This is a genomic window from Pseudomonas sp. B12(2026), assembly GCF_057767015.1.
In genome coordinates this window covers 2942036-2965060 of sequence record NZ_CM173430.1, presented here as the reverse complement: position 1 = coordinate 2965060, position 23025 = coordinate 2942036, and the positions used below count along the sequence as shown (strand labels likewise).

The following is a 23025-nucleotide window of genomic DNA, read 5'->3' as shown; positions in this document are numbered from 1 at the left end:
ATGCCACTGTTCCCGATGATTTTTACCTTTCTCTCTACAGTTCTTGGCCCCCTGGTTAGCAAGGTTCTGGTTGGCCTTGGGATCGGCGCTATCAGCTACGTCGGCATCAATCTGATGCTCGACCAGGTGAAGGCGTATGTGGTTTCGAGTTTCGGCGGCGCGGGCGCTGATACTTTGATGCTTCTCGGCCTGGCGAAAGTTGATATTGCGATAAACATCGTTTTGTCTGCGGTCACTGCTCGCGCTGTTTACGCTGGCATGCAAGGTGGCGTGATTAAGAAGTTTGGCAGCGTAGGGAAGGGGGCTTAATCATGTTCGTTCTTCGTACCGGGCTCCAGGGCAATGGCAAGACTCTCAACACTATCAAGGAAGTTGATGAGAAGGCTCACGCGGAAAACCGTACGGTCTATTACTGTAACGTAACGGGATTTAATCCAGGGCATCCGGCGATCAAAGCCAACTGGGTGCCGTTTGATACGCCTGAGAAGTGGTTTGAGCTTCCGGCCAACGCGATCATCGTGATCGATGAGGCGCAAACATGGTTCCGCGTGCGCCCCCAGGGATCCAAGGTTCCTGATTTCGCCTCCCGACTGGAGATCATGCGAAAGGATGGCCATGAGCTGCACTGCATCACGCAAAGCCCCAAGCTGATCGACTCGCACATGCGCGAACTGTGCAACATGCATATCCACTATCACCGTGGAAATGGTGGTTCGGTCATCAAGCGCTGGGTGTTCCAGAAGCCGGAACTCACCGTCAACTCCAACAAGCTGACATTTGAGAATGGCGAGTCCTCGCGGATCACCATCGACAAGACCTACTTCGGTTGTTACGAGTCGGTGAAGGAGGGTACCGGGCACCATTTCAAGTTTCGGCCACCCAAGGCTCTCTGGCTCCTGCTGGCGTGCCTGGTGATTGGTGGCGGCCTGGGATACCGGTTCTACACCCACCGCATTGCACCGACGATTCCAGGGGCTGAAAAACCTGCCGTCCCGGATGAGGGGCCCAAGGTAATTTCGCAGCCGCAGAGCCTGGTCCAGGGCGCTGTCCCGCTGACGCCCGAGCAGTACGTTGCCCAGCGGGTCCCGCGAGTGCCTGACGTTCCCAGCTCAGCGCCACTCTATGATGCGTTGACGCAGCCTGTGAGCTATCCCAGGGCCATCTGCGTATCGACTCGTGATGAGGGCTTGTTGGAGCGCGTAGGCTCCAAGATGACGATGGGCTACCGTGATGGTCGCGTGTATGGTTGCCGCTGCAATACGCAGCAAGGGACGAAGCTGGAGATTTCGTTCGACGCCTGCATGGCCTACGTCGAGCACGGAGCGTTCGACCCTGCGATACCGGATCGCAGCAAAGCGTTCGCGACCGGGCCGGGCGAGGAACGAGCCGGTACGGTGGCGAACGCGCAGCCAGTTACGACTTCGCAGATCGAGCCGCCCACGGCGCTGACCGGGCCTAAGCTGACGGTCGTACCTGATACCGAATATCCTGCGAGGCCTTGGCGATGAGCCAGTTTTTGCTGCTATTTGGCATCACGATCGCTGTCTACATTCTGCTGGGCCTTGCCAAGCACGAATGATCTTAGGCTTCGCATAATGTATATTATGTTAAATTGCGTATTGTTCCAGAATGCCTCATGGGCATTTCTTGCGACTGCGCCAATTTGAAACCAACTGCTCCATGCTCCAGTCAGGCGCGGATATTCGGTGAGCGGCACGCCTCGACCGGGCGAGAGAAATCCGCATGTAATACCCGACATGGCCGGACCCGGATTCGGCAATCCACGCACCGGCCTGACGTTCGGGGCCTGAGGGATGCGCGTACGCTCCAAGAACTGAGCTTGGGGTGACAGCCGCAGAACGATTCCAAACGCCCGAGCTCATCCAAAGCCTTCAGCAGCATCACTCTGTATCCGGCTCCTTTGTCAGCGATCAGCTTGCTGCGCGAGGCTGGGTCAAAATACGCGGTGCCCAGCCCGGCAGCGCCTTATGCCTCCCCTCCTCCTCGTACGCCGGCATATCGTCGGTGCCATAAAGCCGGAGCCAACGATATACCGGCCTGTAGCACACCAGCCGCGTCGACCACCTCTGCCGGCAAGGAGAACCGACGTCAGTGGCCTGTAGCGACTCCAGACTCAGAGCGGCTCGAGGCCGACAGAGATGAATTTGGTATCGAGGTATTCCTGGATGCCCCAGGCGCCACCTTCGCGACCGATGCCGCTCATCTTCACTCCACCAAACGGGGCTTGAGCCGTCGACGGCGCGCCGTCGTTGATGCCCACGATGCCGTAGTCCAGGCGTTCGGACACGCGGTGGGCGGTATCCAGGTCGCGCGTCCAGAGGTAGGCCGCCAGGCCGTACGGCGTGTCGTTGGCAGCGGCAACCACCTCATCGACCGTGTCGAATTCGATGATGGGAGCCACCGGGCCGAAGGTCTCTTCCTCAAGGATGCGCATGCCCGGGGCAACGTTGCGCAGGACGGTTGGCTGGTAGTAAAGGCCGCCCAGGGCACGACCCCCGACGACTACGCTGGCACCACGGCTGATGGCGTCTTCGACGTGCTCGCTGACCTTCCGCAGGCCTTGCTCGTCGACCAGCGGGCCGATCTGGGTGCTGCTGTCGGAAGGGGCTCCAACGCGCAGTTCCTGCACGCGCGCGGCCAAGGCATCGACGAGTTGCCCGCTGATCGACTTGTGGACGTAGATGCGGTTGGTGCACACGCACGTCTGGCCGGCGTTGCGGAATTTGCAGGCCATGATGTCGTCGACCGCGCGCTTGATGTCCGCATCGGCGAAGACGATGAAGGGTGCATGGCCGCCCAGCTCCAGGGACACGCGCTTCATGGTTTCTGCGGACTGGCGGTACAGCAGCACGCCAACTTCGGTGCTGCCGGTGAAGGTCAGCTTGCGAATGCGCCGGTCTTTGAAGAAGACAGCCGAGACGGCAGCGGCCTGGTTCGAGGTGATCACCTGGAAGGTGCCTTCCGGCCCACCGACCTCGCGCCAGTATTTCTCCAGCAGGATCGCGGTGATCGGCGACTGCTCGGCGGGCTTCACAATCACGGTGCAGCCAGCTGCCAGGGCCGGCGCGACCTTGCGGGTGATCATGGCCGCCGGGAAGTTCCACGGAGTTACCGCGAATACCGGACCGACCGGCTGACGGTTGGCATACAGGCGCTTGTTCTCGTGCTGGCTGGCGAAGGTCTCGCCGTAAAGGCGCTTGGCCTCTTCGGCATACCACTCGGCAAAGCCGGCAGCGTACATCACCTCGCCCAGCGCCTCTTTGATGGGCTTGCCCATTTCCTGGCTGATGGCCGAGGCAATTTCTTCCGCCCCGGAGACGATGCGATCGAACCACTTGCGCAGCAACTGGCTACGGTGGAAGGCGGTGGTCCGCTTCCAACCGTCGAAGGCGACTACGGAAGCCTCGACCATGAACTGCGCGTCTTCAGCACGGCAGTCCGGGACGCGCGCGAAGACACCTTGGGTTGCAGGATTCATGACCTCGTAGAAGCCACCTGCGGCGGCGCCGCCGGCAAGCGAAGGCAGCACCCAATCGGCACCAGAGGCTACGGTTACGTTGTTATTCACGAAATACACTCCAGCGAAATGTTGTTCAGCGAATGCGGACGCGGCTTACGCGTTCGCTGCGACCAGAGCGCGTTCGAACATGCGCAGCGCTTCGGCAACGTCCTGCTCGGAGGTAACCAGCGGGCAGATGAAGCGAACGACGTTGCGATAGATGCCGCACTTGATGACCAGCAGGCCCTCTTCACGGGCGGCGTCGATGATGCGCTGGGCCAGCGCGGCATCGGGTGCCTTCGAGTCACGGTCGGAGACGAACTCGACGGCTGCCATGGCGCCGGTGGCGCGGACGTGGCCGATGCTCCTGAAGCGGGATTCGAAAGACTTGAAGCCTTCCAGCAGCTGGGCGCCGATGGCCTGGCTGCGTTCCAGCAGGTTCTCGGTCTCGAAGATCTTGATGACTTCCAGGGCAGCGGCGCAGCCCAGCGGATTGCCGCCGTAGGTGCCGCCCAGGCCGCCCGGTTTTGGCGCGTCCATGATTTCAGCACGCCCCACGACGCCGGAGATCGGCAGACCACCGGCCAGGCTCTTGGCAACGGTCACCAGGTCAGGCTGGATGCCCGAATGCTGGAAGCCGAACAGCTTGCCGGTGCGGCCGAAACCGGTCTGGATTTCGTCGCAGATCAGCACGATGCCCAGCTCTTCGGTCTTCTTGCGCAAGGCGCGCATGAACTCGACGGGCGCGGCGACGAAGCCGCCGTCACCTTGCACCGGTTCGATGATGATGGCGGCGACACGGTCAGCGGCGATCTGGGTGTCGAACACTTCCTGCAGGGCTTCAAGCGCCTTCTCCGTGGTCACGCCACGGTATTCGTTCGGGTACGGCACGTGGTGGACGTCGGGAGCGAGCGGACCGAAGTTCTGGCGGTACGGCTGGCTCATGCCGGTCAGGGTCATGCCCATCAGGGTGCGGCCGTGGAAGCCGCCGCGAAAGGCAATCACACCCGGGCGGTTGGTGTGACCGCGAGCGATCTTGATCGCGTTCTCCACGGCTTCGGCGCCGGTGGTCAGGAATACCGACTTGTAGTGCTCGTTGCCGCCAACCAGCTTGTTCAGTTTGGCCGCCAGCTCGACGTACTGGTCGTACGCGGCGACCTGGAAGCAGATGTGCGAGAAGACATCCAGTTGCTTGCGGACGGCTTCAACGACCCGGGGGTGATTGTGCCCGACGTTCAGCACGCCGATGCCGCCGACGAAGTCCAGGTACTTCTTGCCCTGGTCGTCCCAGACGTAGGCACCGGCGGCGCGGTTGAGGGTGATCGGGTGCGCGACGGCCACACCGTTGGATACGTGTTGGTTGCGAGCTGCGATAGACGAAAACTGATTGGAGGACATGGGAATCACCTTTTGTGACGGTGAAGCCATGCTATCCACCCCTCAAAGCGCCAAATACCTATTCGGAGAAGCAGGCCGGCAAGAAAACCTGGCACAAAAATAGGAGATGGCGTCGGAGGCCGGAACTGCTGGCCGGCCTGCGCCTGGAGGCTCGGAGTCCGGTCAGCGGTCTTCCGAGAGCAACCGATACATCTGCGCGGCAACCTGCAGTTTGAAGCGGTCGTCGGGATTTTCGAAAGAGATGCCGAGGATCTCCTCCATGCGCGACACGCGATATCGCAGGGTGCTGATGTGAATGTCCAGGGCCCTGGCGGTATTGAGCAGTTGGAATCCCTCGGCCGCCAGGCACAGGGCGGTATCGATCAACGAGTTTCCGCGCTTGGGGTTTTCCAGGGGCACAATCAAACGTTCCAGCAGCATGCGCCGGGCATCCTCGTCCCCCATCAAGGCGCGGGGGAACAGCACTTCATCGAAGTCATGCAGCCTCCCCGGTCGCAGCAGCGGCACCAGCGCTGATACATCCTCCGCACCAAGGGCCATCCCCGAGGCTCCCTGGTGCACCCGGCTGACGGCGAGGGCTCCGCCATCGTCCCTGATCGATTTCCAGACCCCTTCAGGGGCTACCTCGGCAGGCAGCAGGAAGCTGATCTGGTTCAGTGAAACGCAGATCAGCGGAGGGACGCCCAGGCCCTGCATGACCTGCGAGATCCGCCCGGCGCTGCGCGTACGGCGATTGAATCCGTCCATGCTCAACGGGATGGGCTCATCGAGCAGGAGCAGGCACACACGGTAATCACGGTTCTCGCTCCAGCCCGAGGCCTTCGCGCGCTCGATGGCGCTCGGGGTGGCTGAAAACTTGCCTTCGAGCAGGCCGGCTACGAACGCATAGCCAAGGCGCGTCTCCTGATCGGACAGCTCCCGCTGATGGGTGAGATGCAGCGCCGCGATGACGGCGGCATGTTCCAGGGCGCGGGAGTCCAGCTCCTCGAACTCGCCCTCGGCGCAGTCCAGCCAGACGATGCCGATGACTTCATCGCGAGAGCGGATCGGGCAGCCCAGGCGCGCCCTGCGCAGTCCATGCGATTCATTGAAGAGCGTCGGGGCGTTGGAGTGGAACGCGTTGGACAGTGACTCGCGCAGGGTGAGCCTGTTGATGACCTCGCGTTCCTCGGCCTCACGGCAGTCGGTGCGCGAGGTCCCCAGCAGGGTACCGTTCGCCGAGACGATCGTGGCGGGCTTGTCCAGTGACTGCTTCAGGGCGATGGCCAGGCCTTCCAGGTTGTTGGCATCGATCGCCGCGGCCGTCAGCGCCCGGTGAATGAGATCCGAGCGTCGAATGATCTCCGCCTGCACGTTGATGATGCGGGCCAGCACATCATGGGTGATTTCACTGAACGGCACTTCCCACGGCAGCTCGAGCAGTGGCAAGTCGCACTGGTTCGCCTCGTCGATCGCCGCTGGGGTGAAATGCTCCCTGAAATACGGTACTGCCAGAACCACGCCGGCCAGGCCGATCCGGCTCAAGCCCCGGACCATCTCGCGGCACGTCTGGTCATCCTCGGGCCAGTTGTAGCCGGTGGTCAGCAGCAGTTCCCCCGGCTTCAACCAGTTGGTGATTTCCGGGTGATCGACGATGTGCACCCAGGTGATTTCACGATCCATCGCGCCGCCTCCGGCAACGACAGTGGCCTCTCGTAAAACCGTGTGCTCGATGGCAATGGCGAGTTTCATGGATACCCTTTCAGTCCGCTGGTCGCTCAATCATAGCGTCGTGCCGGGACCGGTTCCGACACTTTGCCGGCGCGGGATCGGCTCGGGGCCTTGGCCAGCCATTCCGCGGGATGCAGGCCGCCGACGTTCCGGGCCTGCGCCCGGCAACCGACAACCACGGACATATCAGAAGGGGCTTGTCGATCCGGGGCCTGGCGCCCTGCCCCTCCCTGCCCTGAGAGGAAGATCAGCCAGGGCATTGCGCTCCTGGCTGACGTGTCACTTCCTGCTATCGGCTTGCCCAGGACATGAAACGCTGCTCGAGCGCCTCGCCATTCTCGGTCCAGAACTCGACGTTCATCTGGACGGCGTTCTTCATGTTCTCGGGAGCGGTCGGCAACTCGCTGGCCAGTTTCTTGTCCAGCAATGCGGCGGCAGCCGTGTTGGAAGGACCATAGGCCATTTTTTCGGTGTACAGCTTCTGCTGTTCCGGCTGCATGGCGAACGAGATGAAGCGATAGGCCGCGTCCAGATTGGGCGTTCCCTTCGGGATGGCCCAGTCATCGAACTGGTAGAGATTTCCATCCCAGACAATCTTCAGGTTGGCGCCACTTTCCTGGGCTGCGTGAATTCGGCCGTTGTAGGACGAACTCATGACCACGTCACCCGACATGAGGTACTGCGGCGGTTGCGCGCCGGCTTCCCACCATTGGATGCTCGGCTTGATTTCATCGAGCTTCCTGAAGGCGCGGTCAACGCCGGCCGGAGTGGAAAGCACCTTGTAGACATCGGCGGGCGCTACGCCATCGGCCATGAGGGCAAATTCGAGCGCCCCGCGTGCCGATTTGCGCAGGCTGCGCTTGCCGGGATATTTCTTCAGGTCCCAGAAGTCCTTCCAGCCGGTGGGCGCTACCTTGAGCTTGTCAGCGTTGTAGGCAAGAACATTCGACCAGACAAAAATGCCGACACCACAGTCGGTTTGCGCGCCCTTGACCAAGGGCGCCTTGATGCCCAGCCGCTCATAATCGAGCTGCTCGAACAATCCGTCTTCACATCCCCGCACCAGGTCGGTGTCCTCGACATCCAGCACATCCCACGAGACGCTCTTGGTGTCGACCATGGCCTTGACCTTGGCCATTTCGCCGTTCCACTCGCCGGCGATCACCTGCTTGCCGGACTCCTTCTCGAAGGGTTTGTAGAACGCCCCTACCTGGGCTTCCTTGCTTGCGCCGCCGTACGAGATGACGGTTACGCTTTCCGCCATGGCTTGGCCTGCGATCGTCAGCCCGCCCAATGCCACTAGAGCCAGTGCTTTTACCTTCATTGTCGCGCTCCTATAAAGCTGCAAGTAATTGTTTGAATTAGAAAAAGGCAGAATTAGGAAGACAGACAGATCAGTTGTGGCGAGTAGACCCCCGTTGTGTTCGCGGCCAGTACGGCCGAGATCCGGGTGGTAATGCGGTCAGGAAAACCTGAATTGCGGGAACCTGGCTGTCCTGGTTGATCCTATGCAATCCCTCCCCTGCGCAACCACCTACCCCAAGCAGTAGAACCGAGGCGCAAATTGCTATGCGAAGTGGAAAGCCTCGACCCTGTCGCCCTCCCCGTGCAACCCCCTCGCAGGACGCAGTCTCCGGGCCAGAGCGCACGCCGCGCTGACGGTACGCTCAGACGCAAAAACACGTACGCCAAACGCCAATCTCGGCCGAGGGCTTTTCCTTACAGTTCTGCGGCGTCCTACTCCATTACAAGAAGGGTTACGGTCATGGCTGGTGCACTCTCCAACACGCAAACGACTCCCGAACAACCGATCCCCGAGGACCAGCGGCTTGGCCGCGGGTCCCTGACCATGGCCTGGTGGGGCATCTGCAGCGCGATGTTCTACCTGGTCGTCGCCGCCGCCCTGGCGATGGGCTACGGCACCCTCAACGCGCTGATCGGCCTGGTGCTGTCGGTACTCAGCTACGGCGCCATCAACGCTGTCATCGCCCGTCACGCCATTGCCAGCGGGCTTTCCGTCGCCCAGTTCTCCCAGGTGTTGTTCGGCCGCAGCGGCGCGGCGCTGGCCACGCTGATCTTCAGCGCCACGGCCATCTACTACAGCGTCTTCGAGGGTTCGGTGATGGCGGTCGCGCTGCACCACTATCTGCCAGGGCTGGAGCCGCATGCCGCCTTTCTCCTGGTGGTGGTCTACAGCGTGCTGCTGATCTTCGGCAACGCCATGCGCTGGCTCGACAAGCTCAACGGCGTGCTGCTGCCCTTCTACCTGCTGGGCCTGGTGGCGGCCGTGGCCATGGCTATCGGCGAATACGGCTACTCCTCCGCCTGGCTGAGCCTGGCGCCCAAGGGCGGGCCGGTGGCGCACGGCTGGTGGAACTGCTTCACCTACTTCATGGGCGTCTGGGTGCTGATGATGTACACCTGGGACTACGCCCGCTTCGGCAAGCCGGAAGACAGCCGCTACCACGCGCGGATCAACTTCGGCATGCCCTTCTACTCGGTGGCCTTCCTGCTCAATGGCCTGGTCGGCATCTTCCTCGCCGCCACCATACCCACCGAGGGCGGCCTGAGCGAGGTCTCGGTGGTGCTGGCGATCATCCAGCTCATGGGCCTGGGCGGCCTGCTCTTCGTGTGGATCAGCCAGACGCGCATCAACACCGGCAACTTCTTCCTCGCCGCCACCAACCTGCAGGCCTTCTGCGCCCACCTGGGCCTGCGGCGGGTCCCCTATGTGGCCTGGGCGCTCCTGACCGGCGCGCTGGTCTACCTGCTGATGCTGCTCGACGTGTTCAGCTACATCCTCCAGGCATTGGCCTACCAGAGCCTGTTCATCGTCGGCTGGGTCGCCATCACCCTGGCGCACCTGCTCTTCACCCGTGTCGCGCGCTATCGGCTCGAGCAGTTGCCGGCGTTCCGCGCCCGCGGCCTGCTGGCCTGGCTGCTGTCGGCGGCCTCCGGCATCGCCCTGCAACTTTCCGGCGACCCGGGCCTGGCCACCGCCGCGGCACCGGCCGCCTTCATCGTGGCCTTCCTCACCTACCTTGCGGCGCCCCTGCTGCTACGCCGGCCCCAGCCCCAGGGCAACCTCGGCTGACACCCGGCCGCCCGCCGGGGCGGCCTCCTCACCTGCCACCACAAGAACAACAACGGAGCGGTCCATGCACCTGCAACGCACTCGGCTTATCTCGATTTGCGCAACCCTCTTCGCCCTCGGCCTGGCCCAGAACGCCAGTGCCGTGGAGATCACCGACCACCTCGACCTCGGCGGCGCCGTGCGCGGACGACTGGACTACGACCCCGACCGGGACCTCTCGAAGTTCAGCTTCGACACCTTCTTCCTCACCGCCGACTACCACTCGGACACCTGGATCGCCGCCGCCAAATACCGCTTCTACGGCGATGCCTATCCCTACGAGTACACCGACCGGATCGGCGACATCGCCTTCGCCGAGTACGCCTGGATCGGCTATCGCTTCACCCCCGGGCAGCAGCTGCAGGTCGGCCAGACCGCCATTCCCTTCGGCCTGGCGCCCTACTTCGGCAGCACCTTCTTCGAGACCCTGGGCAACGTGATCGGCCTGGAAGATACCCAGAACATCGGTTTCAAGTACCTGGCCAGGCAGGGCGACTGGGATCTGCAGGCGGCCTACTACCCGATCCCGGCGGAACAGGGGCGCGGCACCAGCCGCGGCGGCCGGACCTACGGCACCAGCGTCGCCAGCGCCGACGCCTACGTGGTGGACGGCAGCGACAACCACGAGAAGGACATCCTGGTAGGCCGCGTCGCGCGCAGCTACCAGGCCGGTGGCTGGAATGGCGAGCTCGGTGCCTCGCTGCTCAGCTCCACGCTGGAGAACCAGGACACCGACCGCGACGGCCACCGCGTCGCCGCAGCCCTGCACGCCACCGCGCAGCACGGCGCCTGGGGCCTCCAGGGCCTGGCGGCGCGCCAGCAGATGACGCCACAGAACCCCGGCGACGACCGCCTGGTGAGCTTCGGCAGCTTCGACGGCACCTTCAATGTCGCGGCCAAGGGCAATCTCTACGTCGCCGACCTCAGCTACAGCCTGCCGGGCCAGTACGGCTGGTTCTCGGGGGTGAAGCTCTATGCCAACTACAGCCTGTTCGACAAGGACGAATCCGCCTTCAAGGACTCCCAGCGTTTCATCGCCGGCACCTCGTTCAGCCTCGGCCCGCTGTGGATCGCCCTGGAATGGCTGCACGGCCGCAACGACCCCTACATAGGCGGCGGCAGCTACACCCAGAGCCTGGGCTCCGGTGGCACCAGCCACTGGGAGAACCAGCTGTACAGCAACATCGGCTACTACTTCTGACCCCGGCGGGGGCGCGCTCCGCCAAGTGCGCCCAAACGCAACAAGGGGTACACCCAGCGACAAGCCAGCCACCCCGTCCAGGCCTTAGCGTATGCAGCAAGGGCCGCCCGAGGTGGCTCTCACCCGAAGCACAAGAACAAACGTTGGTGCCTTATGAAAACAGTTGATCCCATCACCCTTGCGGTTGTCCGTGGCGCGCTGGAAACAGCGCAGCGCGAAATGACCCTGACCCTGGAAAAGACCGGCCGCTCCAGTGTGTTCAACCTGGCCCATGACTATTCCAACTCCCTGTTCGACCATCTCCCGGAGATGATCCTGCAGGGCCAGGACATCCCGATCCACCTGGGCTCGCTGATCCCCGCGATGAAGTGCGTGGCCGAATTCTTCGGCGACGATATCGCCGAAGGCGACGTGATCTACCACAACGACCCGGCCTACAAGGGCAGCCACATTCTCGACTGCTGCATGTACAAGCCGGTGTTCCACAAGGGCGAGCTGGTGTTCTGGACCGTCTGCAAGGGCCACCTCACCGACGTCGGCGGCCCGGTGCCGGCGGGTTACAACCCCGACGCCAAGGAGATCTACGCCGAAGGCCTGCGCATCCCGCCGGTGAAGCTGTGGGCGAACGGCAAGCGCCGCGAGGACGTGATCAACCTGATGCTCACCAACATGCGCGCCCGCCCCTACCAGGAGGGTGACCTCAACGCCCAGTACGGTGCCTGCCTGGTCGGTGAGCGCCACCTGCTGGAGCTGCTGGACAAGTACGGCGTGGAGCAGGTCCGCGCCTGCATCGCGGAACTGAAGAACATGGCCGACCGCCACATGCGCGCCCTGCTGCGCGACGTGCCCGACGGCCACTACAGCGGCACCGCCGTGCTCGAGGACTCCGGCCACGGCCTGGGCGAACTGGCCATCACCGCCCATGTGGAAATCCGTGGCGAGGAGGCGCACATCCGTATCGAGAGCCCGCCCCAGGTGCCCTACTTCATCAACTCCTACGAGGGCAACTCGGTCTCCGGCGTCTACCTCGGCCTGATGATGTTCGCCCAGGTCGCCCCGCCCTATAACGAGGGCCTGTACCGCTGCGTGACCGTCGACGTGGGCCCCAGGGGCACCCTGTGCAACGCCGAGGAACCGGCGCCCCACGTGAACTGCACCACCACGCCGATGGAAACCCTGGCCGATGCCGTGCGCCTGGCCCTGGAGCAGGCCTCGCCGCAGCGGGTCACCGCCTCCTGGGGCCACGCCAGCGGCATCAATATCGCCGGCCACGACCCGCGCAACGCCAACAGCGAATACGTCACCATGGTCCTGGCCTCGATCATCGCCGGGGCGGGCGCCAACAAGGTGATGGACGGCTGGCACGCCTGCGGCCCGCTGTGCTGCTTCGGCGCGCTGATGAGCGGCGACATCGAGCTGCTGGAGCACGCCTACCCGGTGCTGATCCACCGCTACAGCCTGATGGCCGACAGCGGCGGCGCCGGTGAATTCCGCGGTGGCTCCGGCACCCGCCTGGAGATCGAGCCCCTGGACCACGCCATGACCGTGGTCGGCTTCGGCGAAGGCCGCCAGCTGCCCACCGCCGGCGCCGCCGGCGCACGCAACAGCCTGCTGGCGCCCAAGCTCGGCCGGCTGATCCACCGCATGGCCGACGGCGAAGAAGCCCATTACATCCAGAACCCCATGCTCACCATCCAGCCCGGTGAGCGGATCATCAACATCAATCCCGGTGGAGGTGGTTACGGCGACCCGCTGCGCCGCCCGGTGGCCGCGGTCCTGCAGGACATCCGCAACGGCCTGGTCTCGCCCCAGGGCGCGGCCCTGGAATACGGCGTGATCCTCGATGCCGACGGCCACCTCGACGAAACCGCCACCCGCGCCGCCCGCGGCCAGTTCTGACCGGAGATACGACATGCGTAACCAATATCGCCTGGGCATCGATGCCGGCGGCACCTTCACCGACTTCATCCTGGCCGACCGCGACGGCGGCGTGCAGCTGTTCAAGGCCCCGTCCACCCCGCAGGACGGCACCCTGGCCATCCGCGCGGGCCTCGCGCAGATCGCCGACGCCACCGGCCGCTCGCCGGCCGAGATCATCGCCAACTGCGACCTGTGCATCAACGGCACCACGGTCGCCCTCAACGCCCTGATCGAACGCACCGGGGTGAAGGTCGGCCTGCTCTGCACCGAGGGCCATGAAGACAGCCTGGAAATCCGCCTGGGCCACAAGGAAGAAGGCCACCGCTACGACGCCGACTACCCGCCGGCGCACATGCTGGTGCCGCGCCACCTGCGCCGCCCCATCGGCGGCCGCATCCTCGGCGACGGCCGCGAGCACAGCCCCCTGGACGAGCGCGCGGTGCGCAAGGCCATCGACTACTTCCGCGCCGAAGGCGTGGAGGCGGTGGCCATCTCCTTCGTCTGGTCGGTGCGCAACCCCAGCCACGAAAAGCGTGCCGCCGAGCTGGTGCGCGCCGCCCTGCCGGGGGTGTTCGTCTGCACCGGGGTCGACGTGTTCCCGCAGATCCGCGAGTACACCCGCACCTCCACCACCGTGGTCAACGCCTACCTGAGCCCGGTGATGGCCCGCTACGTGGAGCGCATCGATGCCCTGTTCGAGGAGCTCGGCGCCCAGCAGCCGGTGCGCTACTTCCAGTCCAACGGCGGCCTGGCGCCGGGCAACGTGATGCGCGACCGCGCGGTGAACGCCATCAACTCCGGCCCGGCCTCGGCGCCCCAGGCCGGCCTCTCGGTGGCGCGGCCCTTCGGCATCGACAACGTCATCACCGTCGACATGGGCGGCACCTCCTTCGACATCACCCTGACCAACGCCGGCCGCACCAACTTCAGCAAGGACGTGGACTTCCTCCGCCAGCGCATCGGCGTGCCCATGATCCAGGTGGAAACCCTCGGCGCCGGCGGCGGCTCGATCGCCCATCTGGACGAGTTCGGCATGCTCCAGGTCGGCCCCCGCAGCGCCGGCGCCAAGCCGGGCCCGGTGTGCTACGGCAAGGGCGGTACCGAACCCACCGTGACCGACGCCAACCTGGCGCTGGGCTACCTGCAGGATGGCGCCCTGCTGGGCGGCAGCATCCGCCTCAACCGCCAGGCGGCGCTGGACGCCATCCGCAGCCGGATCGCCGACCCGCTGGGCATCAGCGTCGAGCGCGCGGCCTTCGGCATCACCACCCTGGTGAACCTGAACATGGTCAACGGCATCCGCCGCGTCTCCATCGAGCGCGGCCACGACCCCCGCGACTTCGCCCTGATCGGCGCCGGTGGCGCGGCAGGCATGCACGTGGTGCGCCTGGCCGAGGAAATCGGCATCCACACCGTGCTGATCCCCAAGGTGGCCTCGGGCCTGTGCGCCTTCGGCCAGATCCTCTCGGACGTGCGCTACGACCAGCTCACCAGCCTGCCGATGCGCCTGGACCGGGACCACGTGGACCTGCCCCAGCTCAATCGCGCCCTCGCCGACCTGCGCAAGCAGGGCCAGGTGAACCTGCGCAACGACGGCTTCAGCGACGAGGCCAGCAGCTGCCACTACACCCTGGAGATGCGCTACCTCGGGCAGATCCACGAGTGCAGCGTGGAGCTTGCCCAGCACCAGCTGGATGACGCCGGGCTGCAGGCGCTGATCGAGTCCTTCCACGTCCGCCACCAGACGCTCTATTCCTACAGCGAGGCCGGTAGCCCGGTGGAACTGGTGAACCTCGAGTGCTCGGTGATCGGCCACCTGCCGCGCCCGCCGCAGCCGGAACTGCAAGGCCCGCAGGACCCGCCGCGCGTGGTGCCGGACAGCCTGCGGCCGATGCTCTTCAGCGCCGACGGCGACTGGCAGTCCACCGCCGTGTTCAACGGCAACCGCCTGCTGCCGGGACAGACCGTGCAAGGCCCCTGCGTGATCGAGGAAGACACCACCAACATCGTGGTGCCCCCGGGCTGGCAGGCGACCCTGGAGCCGTCCGCTACCTACCGGGTGACGCGCGGCGCTTGATGTTGCGTACCGCCACGTCGATCATCGGCGTGTTCCCTGCCCGGCAGCCCTGCGCTGCCGGGCAGTTTGACAATAACAAGAGCTGCTTGAGTAGCTTGCTTGCAGTTCCTTTTTCCAAGACTGCCCCGTTTGAAAAAGGACGAACCATGCCCCAAGAACTATCGACCCATAGCTGGGCGCAACCCGAGCGCCAGGCGCGCTGGGCCGAGGCCATCAGCGACACCTATTTCGCACTGAGCCTGGAATTCGCCGGCGACCGCCCGTTCGACGGCCAGTTGCAGCGCTGGAGCACCCCCAGCACCGCCCTGAGCCTGTCGCGCCTGCGTTCCAGCGAGCTGGGCTATTCGCGCAGCAAGGCGCAGATCGGCCAGGACCGCGACGCCTTCTACCTCGTCACGGTGCCATGCCGCGCCGACGTGCACTTCGAGCAGGACGGCCGCCAGCTGAGCTGCAGCCCCGGCGGATTCATCATCGAACGGGGCGACTCGCCCTACCGCTTCCACTACGGCGCGGATAACGACCTCTGGGTGCTCAAGCTCCCCGAGCGCGCGCTGAAGGGCCACCTGTACGGCCCCGAGCGCTACACCCGCCACTGCTTCAACGCCGCCCAGGGCCTGGGCCGGGTGTTCGTCGAGCAGCTCGATCTCTGCGCCCGGCACTTCGACAGCTGCCCGCCGGAGGCCCGTCACCTGCTGCTGGAGCAAACGCTGTCGACATTGCTGCTGGCCCTGCAGCAGGACGAGAGGGTGCTCGGCAGCGAGGGCTCCAACATCAGCACCCTGCACCTCACCCGCGTCGAGCAGTACGTGGCACGGAACCTCAGGGACCCGGACCTGTCACCGCAATCCATCGCCAGCGCCTGCGGCCTCTCCGTGCGCTACCTGCACAAGCTCTTCTCCAGCACGCCCTTCACCCTCGGTGAATGGGTGCGCCATCAACGCCTGGAGGCCGTGCACCGCCAGCTGCGCGACCCGCAATGCCACCTGTCGATCGGCGAACTGGCGTTCCGCTGGGGATTCGGCGACCAGGCCCAGTTCACCCGCGCCTTCCGCCAGCAGTTCGGCTGTACCGCCCGGGAAGTGCGCAGCTCCATCACCCACTGAGTCCTCGCCGGCGCACGCCCCCGGCCTGCTTCGGCCCTGACCCGTCGGATGCTGCGCAGGCGGCAGATTGTCGATCCGCTGTTGCCGGAGCGACAGCGCCGCCAGCCGGCCCGAACGACGGGTGGCCAGCGGCGAGCGCCGCCCTAGCGGCGCGCCTGGACCGAGGCCAGGCGCACCCGCTCGATGTAGCGCGCCACCGCCGGCGCCTTCTCGAAGCGCCGGTGCAACAGCGACAGCCAGGAGCTCGCCTGGCTGCCGGCGACGTGCCGGTAGTTCACCTGCGGCAGGCTGATGCGCCGCACCACCGACTCCGGCACCAGCGCCACGCCCTGGCCCAGCGAGACCAGGGCGATCACCGCCACCAGGCTGCCCGGCTGCGGCCCCAGGCGCGGCACGAAGCCGCCCTGGGCGGCCACCTCCAGGGTGCCGGAAATCTGCTCGGGGAGGATGAAGGTCTCGCCCGCCAGGCGCGTCGCGGGGATATCCGCCAGCTCGTTGAGCCGCGAAGCCTCCGGCAACGCCAGGACGAAGCCCTCGCTGTGCAGGCGGATGGCCTCCAGCTCCGCCGGCAGCTCCATGGGCGAGCGCACGTAGGCCAGGTCGAGCTGGCCGTCGCGCACCAGCGCCGGCAGTTCGGCCATGGGCGCCTCGCGGATGTTCAGTTGCACCGCCGGGTACTCGGCGGCGAAGCCGGTCACCTGGCGCTGCAGCACGCCGGAATAGGCCGCCGAAGCCACGTAACCCAGCTCGATGTGCCCGGCTTCGCCGCGCCCGGCGCGCTGCGCGCCCAGTTGCGCGGCGTCGAACTGGCGCACCGCCTGCTCGGCCTCGGCCAGCAGCGCCTCGCCGGCGGCGGTCAGGCGCACCTCGCGCTGGCTGCGCTGGAACAGGCGCACGCCCAGCTCCTTCTCCATGTCCTGGATCTGCCGGCTCAGGGTCGGCGGGGCGATGCCCAGCTGCTCGGCCGCGCGGGTGAAGTGGCCGTGGCGGGCGACGCTGATGAAGTAGCGGAAATGGCGGATTTCCATGGGGCCTCGTTAGCTGCGGGCTAATGATGCGAACCGCCGCGGCTAACAAGCCCGGCGCGCACTGGCGTTACCTTGGCGGCAACACTACAAGGCCGGCGCCGCGCGGCAAAGTCCGGCGCCCGGCCACGTTCCGGAGCCTTGCCATGTCCAGCCGCCCTTCCGCGCGCTTCACCCTGCTGACCGCTTCGGCGGTGTGCGCGCTGATCATCCTCGACACCAACATAGTCGCCGTCAGCCTGCCGAGCATCGCCCGCGACCTGTCCGGCTCCTTCGCCGATATCGAATGGGTGGTCAGCGCCTACCTGCTGGCCTTCGCCGCCTGCCTGCTGCCGGCCGGCAGCCTGGCCGACCGCTTCGGCCGCCGGCGCATGCTGCTGCTCGGCCTGGTGCTGTTCGGCGCCGCCTCGCTGGCCTGCGGCGCCGCGCCCAGCCTGCTGTTCCTCGACCTGGCGCGGGCGGCCAAGGGCCTCGGCGCGGCGCTACTGCTGACCTCCGCGCTGGCCGCCATCGGCCAGCGCTTCCACGAGCCACGCGAGCGCCTGCACGCCTGGGCCTTCTGGGGCGCCTGCATGGGCGCCACCATCACCTTCGCGCCGCTGCTCGGCGGGCTGATCGCCGGGAGCCTGGGCTGGCGCTGGATCTTCTACCTCAACCTGCCGCTGGTGGCGCTGCTGGGCGCCATGGCCCTGCGCAGCATCGAGGAATCCCGCGACAGCGCCGCCGCGCGCCTCGACCCGCTGGGCAGCCTGACCTTCGCCGGCGGCCTGGGCTTCCTGATCTGGGCGCTGATCGACGCCAACCGCGCCGGCTGGGACAGCGCGCCGACCCTGGCGCGGCTGCTGCTCGGCGGCTTCCTGCTCGGCCTGTTCGTGCTGGTGGAGCGCAGCCAGGCGCGGCCCATGGTCGACCTGCGCCTGCTGCGCAGCCCGCGCTTCATCGGCGCGCTGCTGGGCATGTTCGCCTACGCCGCCTGCGCCCAGGTGATGATGACGCTGCTGCCGCTGTACCTGCAGAACGGCCTGCAGATGACGGCCATCAAGGCGGGCGCCGGCATGCTGCCCTTCGCCCTGGCCATGCTGCTGGCCCCGCGTCTGGGCCTGCGCCTGGCCGCGCACCTGAGCCCGGCGCAGCTGTTCGCCCTGGGGCTGGCGCTGGTCGGCACCGGCAACCTGCTGTGCGCCGGGGCCGCGGCCCACGGCGGCTACCTCGCCTTCGCCCTGGCCAGCCTGGTGCTGGGCGCCGGCGCCGGGCTGCTCAACGGCGACACGCAGAAGAACATCATGGCCTGCGTGCCCCGCGAGCGTACCGGCATGGCCTCGGGCCTGAGCACCACCACGCGCTTCGGCGCCATCGTCCTGGCCATCGGCATCCTCGGCGGCGTGCTCGCCGCACGCAGCGCCCAGTTGCTGCGCGAGGCCCTCGCCAGCATGGCGCCGGCGCAGCTCGACCAGGCCGCGGACATGGCCACCCGGGTCGCCGCCGGCGACCTGCCGGCCGCCCTGGCGCTGGTCGACCCGGCCCTGCGCGAGGCCCTGGCGCCGCTGGCGCGGCAGGCCTTCATCGGTGGTTTCGAGACGTTGCTGCAGGTGGCCGGCGTGGCGGCTCTGGCGTTCGCCGTGCTGGTCGGTTGGCTGCTGGGCAAGCCGCTGCCCGCGTTGACGCCGGAGCCGGCCTCCTGGACCGTTGCGCGCAGCAGGCTTTAACCAAGCGGAGCCGCGAATATCTGCTCAAAGGCCCGTTCTGACCTGGCTCGTCATGCTGCCTGCGCATGAGGAGCGCGAGGGCGGATTGCTCCGCCCTCGCCTGCCTCACGCCCGGGCGGCCCAGGCGGCCTCGTTCACCAGGTTCGCCGGACGCTCGCCGGCCAGGGCGCTGAGCAGGTTCTCCACGGCGCAGCGCGCCATGGCCTCGCGGGTCTCATGGGTGGCCGAACCGATGTGCGGCGTGGCCACGACGTTGTCGAGCGTCAGCAGCGGCGAGTCCGCCGGCAGCGGTTCCCGGGCGAAGACATCCAGGCCTGCACCGCGGATTCGCCGCTGACGGAGCGCCTCGATCAGCGCGGCCTCATCCACCACCGGTCCACGGGCGATGTTGATGAGGATCGCCTCGGGCTTCATCAGGGCCAGTTCGCGCGCACCGATCAGTCCCTCGGTATCGACGGTCAGCGGCACGGTCAGGCAGACGAAGTCCGCCTCCGCCAGCAGTTCGTCCAGGCCGAGGTGGCGGGCACCGTAGCGCGCCTCCACCTCCGGCCGAGGCCGCCGGTTGTGGTACAGCACGCGCATGCCGAAGCCGGCGGCGGCGCGGCGCGCCAGGGCTTCGCCGATGCGCCCCATGCCGACGATGCCCAGGGTCTTGCCGTGCACGTCGCTGCCGAAATGCGCCGGTCCGAGGCTGGCCTGCCAGTGGCCGGCGCGTACCCAGTCCGCCAGTTCGACCACACGCCGCGCGGTCGCGAGGATCAGCGCAAAGCCGGTATCGGCCGTGGTTTCGGTGAGCACGTCGGGGGTGTTGGTCAGCAGCACGCCACGCCGGGTCAGCTCCGGGATGTCGTAGTTGTCCACCCCCACCGACACGCTGGACAGCACTTCCAGCCGGGGCGCCAGGTCGAGCAGCCCGGCGTCGATCCGCAGGCTGGCGCCGAGCAGGCCGTGGGCGCCTGGCAGCGCATCACGCAGACGCGCCAGGCCGCCGCCTTGCGGGCCATCCACCAGGATCACCTCGGCATGCCGTTCCAGGCGCGCCATCAGCTCGTCGGAAAGGCGCTTGTAGAGGACGATGCGTTTTTTCATTTCAGGGTTTCCTATTGGCTTGTCGCCAGGCGGGAGGATCGACTGTCGGCCTGGCCGGATTTCTGCGAGGGGTCGAGCACAGCGGTGAGCGCCACGGCCACCAGCAGTGCGCCGCACATGAACAGGTAGGAAGCGCCGGGGCCGCCGGTCGCGCCGTTGAGGTAGCCGACCAGCCAGGAGCCGGTGAAGGAGCCGAGCGCGCCCATGCTGTTGATCAGCGCCATGGCGCCGCCGGCGACGTTGCCTGGCAGCACCTCCGGTACGATCGCGAAGAACGGACCATAGGGCGCGTACATGCAGGCCCCGGCGATGACCAGCAGCGCATAGGACAGCCAGAAATGCTCGCTGCCCAGCGCGTAGGAGCCGTAGAAGGCCAGCGCCGCGATCAGCAGCGGCGGCCAGACGAACCGCTTGCGCTTCTGCAGGCGGTCCGAGGCCCAGGACACGCCAAGCATCGCGATCACCGCCGCCAGGTAGGGCAGCGACGACAGCCAGCCGGCCTGGACGATATCCAGGTTGGCCGCCTGCTTGAGGATCGACGGCAGCCAGAGCACGAAGCCGTACACGCCGATGCTCCAGCAGAAGTACTGCAGCGAGAGGATGATCACCCTGGGCGAGCGGAACGCCTCGCGGTAGTTCTTGACCGGCTTGATGCAATGCTGTTCGGCGGCCAGGGCTTCCTCCAGGCGAGCCTTCTCCTGCGCGCTGAGCCAGCCGGCCTGGGCCGGGCGGTCATCCACCAGGCGCCACCAGAAGAAGGCCCAGATCACTGCCGGCAGGCCTTCGATGATGAACATCCAGCGCCAGTCGAACTGCTGCACCAGATAGCCGGACGCCACCGACATCCAGAGGATGGTCACCGGGTTGCCCAGGATCAGGAAGGTGTTGGCGCGCGAACGCTCGGCGCGGGTGAACCAGTGGCAGAGGTAGATCAGCATTGCCGGCATCACCGCCGCCTCCACCACGCCGAGCAGGAAGCGGATCACCGCCAGCAGGTAGACGTCGCTGACCATGCCGGTCAGGGTCGCCAGGCCGCCCCAGAGGATCAGGCTGACGAAGATCAGTTTCTTCACGCTGCGTTTCTCGGCGTAGATGGCGCCGGGCACCTGGAAGAAGAAGTAACCGAGGAAGAACAGCGCGCCGAGCAGCGAGGACAGCGCCGGTGTGATGTGGAGGTCCTGGGCCATCCCGGAGGCGGCGGCGAACCCGTAATTGGCGCGGTCGAGGTACGCCAGGCTGTACGTGATGAACACGATCGGCATGATGTACCACCAGCGGCGCGAGGCGAGGCCAGTCGATTGCATTGTCTTGTCTCCTGAGCTTGTTGTTCTTGTTGCAGCAGGTGCCGGCTGCGCCGGCGTTCGAAAGGTTCAGGCGTTCCTGCGCCGGTCTTGCTCCTCCAGTTCGTGCCGCCGTGGCAGCCCTTCCATGTCGCCACGCGACTGCACGGCGCGACTCCCGCACCAGTTGCCACGGGCCACCGCCCGCGACAGCGGGAGGCCTTCCAGCAGCGCGCTGATCACACCGACGGCGAAGGCGTCGCCGGCGCCCACGGTGTCCACGACCCGGGGCACCGGCACCGCGGCCACCCGGCCTTCACCCCCGGCATGGCGGAAGTAGGCGCCCTCGCCTCCCAGCTTGATCACCACCAGTTCCACGCCCCGCTCCAGGTAGAAAGCGGCGATATCCGCAGGCGTTTCCCGGCCGGTGAGCAGACGGCCCTCCTCCAGGCCCGGCAGCACCCAGTTGGCTTTCAGCGCCAACGCATTGATCTCGCGGACCATGCTGGCGCGGTCGGGCCACAGCGAGGGACGCAGGTTGGGGTCGAAGGAAACGCTGCGGCCGGCGGCGCGCATGGCATCCAGCAGCGCGTGGGAGAGTGCCCGGCAGCTCGGCGACAGCGCCGGGGGAATGCCGGTGGCGTGCAGGTGACGCGCCCGCAGCAGCTGCGGACGGATCAGCGCCGGCGACATCCGGCTGGCAGCCGAATCACGGCGGAAGTACTCCACCGCCGGGTCGCTGCCGTCGTCGCAACGGGCTTTGAGCTGGAAACCGGTGGGATGCGCCGGGTCGACTTCCACGGCCGAGCAATCCAGGCCTTCGGCGCGCAGGCTGGCGAGCACGAAGCGGCCGAAGGAGTCGTCACCGACCCGACTCAGCCAGCGCACCCCGAAGCCGAGCCGCGCCAGGCCGATGGCGACGTTGCTGTCGGCGCCGGCGATGCGCTTGCCGAACTGCCCCACGTCCGCCAGGTCTCCGGCCTGCTCGGCGACGAACATGGCCATGGTTTCGCCGAAGCAGAGCACTTCCTGTTCAGGCATGGCCCACCTCCCGGGCGCGGCCGAGGCCCGCAAGGCTGGTGACATGCGCACGGGTCAGCGTCAGCAGGTCATCGCCTTCCAGGGGGAACTCCACGGCGCGAGTCACCCCCGGCATGAAGCAAGCGAGCAGCGCTCCCCATTCATCCAGGTCCGCCGCCTGGGGCGGTACCGCCACCAGGCGGCCATCCTCCCGGCGCCGCACGGCCTTGCAGTGCACGTAGCGCACCCAGCGTCCGAGCTGGCGGGCCGCCTGTTGCGGGGACTCGCCCTGCCAGTGCCAGTTGCCGATATCGAAGGTCATTCCCAGTGGCAGACCGATATCCTCGGCCCGCTGGAAGAACCCCAGCAGCGGTTCGAGGCGCCCGCCTTGCGGCGTCTGGTCGTTCTCCACCAGCAGCAAGGGCCCGCCCTGCTCCAGCAACGGGCGCAGGGCCGCGACGTCGCAGGCTGGGCGGTAATGGCCCAGGGAAATCTTCAGTGCCACCGCGCCGAGGGCGCGCGCCAGTTCCAGCCGGCCCGGCAGGCGCGGGTCCGGCTGGCCGTCCGCCGTCCACAGTTCCAGGGGCGAGGAATACAGGCATTCCAGGCGCAGCGCATCCATGGTGGCGGCCAGCGCTGCCGTGTCCGGTGCGGTATCGAAGAGTTCCTCGCGCAGCTCGGCGCGGCTTGCGCCGGCGCTGGCCAGCAGATCCAGGAAAGCCTCTTGCCCGCGCTGCCGGACCAGGTCGGCGCCGTAGCTGGAGAGGCTGATGGAAACAGGGTTCGGAAGCATTGTTGTTATCCTATGAAACCGGTTTCATTTTCGACCGAACACAAGGCAGG

General features: G+C 66.4%; 17 protein-coding genes. 8 read left to right on the top strand and 9 right to left on the bottom strand.

Annotated features, from left to right (window positions below):
• Together AC3B6A_RS13730 and AC3B6A_RS13725 are read left to right on the top strand one after the other, a co-directional pair.
• On the top strand, window positions 1–309 hold the full coding sequence (locus tag AC3B6A_RS13730; protein ID WP_488397803.1) for a DUF2523 domain-containing protein: 309 nt from the start codon (window positions 1–3) through the stop codon (window positions 307–309).
• A 2-nt stretch (window positions 310–311) separates the two neighbouring features.
• On the top strand, window positions 312–1508 hold the full coding sequence (locus tag AC3B6A_RS13725; RefSeq protein WP_488397802.1) for a zonular occludens toxin domain-containing protein: 1197 nt from the start codon (window positions 312–314) through the stop codon (window positions 1506–1508).
• Window positions 1509–2134: 626 nt separating this feature from the next.
• Here the strand turns inward: AC3B6A_RS13725 and AC3B6A_RS13720 are convergent.
• From AC3B6A_RS13720 to AC3B6A_RS13705, 4 genes are all read right to left on the bottom strand, one after another.
• A complete protein-coding gene (locus AC3B6A_RS13720; RefSeq protein WP_488403476.1) occupies window positions 2135–3589 on the bottom strand; it encodes an NAD-dependent succinate-semialdehyde dehydrogenase in 1455 nt (484 codons plus the stop codon).
• Between the two features lie 45 nt (window positions 3590–3634).
• Window positions 3635–4918 carry a 4-aminobutyrate--2-oxoglutarate transaminase gene (gene gabT / locus AC3B6A_RS13715; RefSeq protein WP_488403474.1) on the bottom strand — a complete coding sequence of 428 codons (1284 nt, stop codon included), beginning with the start codon at window positions 4916–4918 and terminating at the stop codon, window positions 3635–3637.
• Between the two features lie 162 nt (window positions 4919–5080).
• Window positions 5081–6649 carry a PucR family transcriptional regulator ligand-binding domain-containing protein gene (locus AC3B6A_RS13710; RefSeq protein ID WP_488403473.1) on the bottom strand — a complete coding sequence of 523 codons (1569 nt, stop codon included), beginning with the start codon at window positions 6647–6649 and terminating at the stop codon, window positions 5081–5083.
• Window positions 6650–6917: 268 nt separating this feature from the next.
• A complete protein-coding gene (locus AC3B6A_RS13705) occupies window positions 6918–7952 on the bottom strand; it encodes an ABC transporter substrate-binding protein (protein ID WP_488403471.1) in 1035 nt (344 codons plus the stop codon).
• Between the two features lie 441 nt (window positions 7953–8393).
• Here AC3B6A_RS13705 and AC3B6A_RS13700 point away from each other — a divergent pair, with 441 nt between their 5' ends.
• The 5 genes from AC3B6A_RS13700 (at window position 8394) to AC3B6A_RS13680 (ending at window position 16062) form a co-directional block, all read left to right on the top strand.
• Window positions 8394–9722, top strand: coding sequence for a purine-cytosine permease family protein (locus tag AC3B6A_RS13700; RefSeq protein ID WP_488403470.1), 1329 nt, complete (start codon window positions 8394–8396; stop codon window positions 9720–9722).
• Between the two features lie 64 nt (window positions 9723–9786).
• The gene (locus tag AC3B6A_RS13695; RefSeq protein WP_488403469.1) at window positions 9787–10962 is read left to right on the top strand and encodes a porin; all 1176 of its coding nucleotides are present in this window, start codon (window positions 9787–9789) and stop codon (window positions 10960–10962) included.
• Window positions 10963–11181: 219 nt separating this feature from the next.
• A complete protein-coding gene (gene capB, locus AC3B6A_RS13690; RefSeq protein ID WP_488403599.1) occupies window positions 11182–12861 on the top strand; it encodes a caprolactamase subunit beta in 1680 nt (559 codons plus the stop codon).
• Between the two features lie 13 nt (window positions 12862–12874).
• A complete protein-coding gene (gene capA, locus AC3B6A_RS13685) occupies window positions 12875–14959 on the top strand; it encodes a caprolactamase subunit alpha (RefSeq protein WP_488403467.1) in 2085 nt (694 codons plus the stop codon).
• 146 nt (window positions 14960–15105) lie between these two features.
• Entirely contained in the window at window positions 15106–16062 is a 957-nt protein-coding gene (locus tag AC3B6A_RS13680) for an AraC-like ligand-binding domain-containing protein (protein WP_488403465.1), read from the top strand.
• 143 nt (window positions 16063–16205) lie between these two features.
• On the opposite strand, the gene AC3B6A_RS13675 is transcribed toward AC3B6A_RS13680, so the two are convergent.
• A complete protein-coding gene (locus AC3B6A_RS13675) occupies window positions 16206–17090 on the bottom strand; it encodes a LysR family transcriptional regulator (protein WP_488403463.1) in 885 nt (294 codons plus the stop codon).
• A 143-nt stretch (window positions 17091–17233) separates the two neighbouring features.
• Between AC3B6A_RS13675 and AC3B6A_RS13670 the strand changes: the two genes are divergently transcribed.
• Window positions 17234–18793, top strand: a complete 1560-nt coding sequence (locus AC3B6A_RS13670) for an MFS transporter (protein ID WP_488403461.1) — start codon at window positions 17234–17236, stop codon at window positions 18791–18793.
• A gap of 105 nt (window positions 18794–18898) precedes the next feature.
• Here AC3B6A_RS13670 and AC3B6A_RS13665 read toward each other — a convergent pair whose 3' ends face one another.
• The 4 genes from AC3B6A_RS13665 to AC3B6A_RS13650 all read right to left on the bottom strand — a co-directional run bounded on the left by AC3B6A_RS13665 (window position 18899) and on the right by AC3B6A_RS13650 (window position 22975).
• Complete coding sequence (locus AC3B6A_RS13665; protein ID WP_488403459.1) at window positions 18899–19882, bottom strand: 2-hydroxyacid dehydrogenase; 984 nt, start codon at window positions 19880–19882, stop codon at window positions 18899–18901.
• Window positions 19883–19893: 11 nt separating this feature from the next.
• Window positions 19894–21186, bottom strand: coding sequence for an MFS transporter (locus tag AC3B6A_RS13660; protein WP_488403458.1), 1293 nt, complete (start codon window positions 21184–21186; stop codon window positions 19894–19896).
• 66 nt (window positions 21187–21252) lie between these two features.
• On the bottom strand, window positions 21253–22203 hold the full coding sequence (locus tag AC3B6A_RS13655) for a sugar kinase (protein ID WP_488403456.1): 951 nt from the start codon (window positions 22201–22203) through the stop codon (window positions 21253–21255).
• Window positions 22196–22975 carry a sugar phosphate isomerase/epimerase family protein gene (locus AC3B6A_RS13650; protein ID WP_488403454.1) on the bottom strand — a complete coding sequence of 260 codons (780 nt, stop codon included), beginning with the start codon at window positions 22973–22975 and terminating at the stop codon, window positions 22196–22198. Before AC3B6A_RS13650 ends, AC3B6A_RS13655 begins: the two co-directional genes overlap by 8 nt.
• Window positions 22976–23025 lie beyond the last annotated feature (50 nt).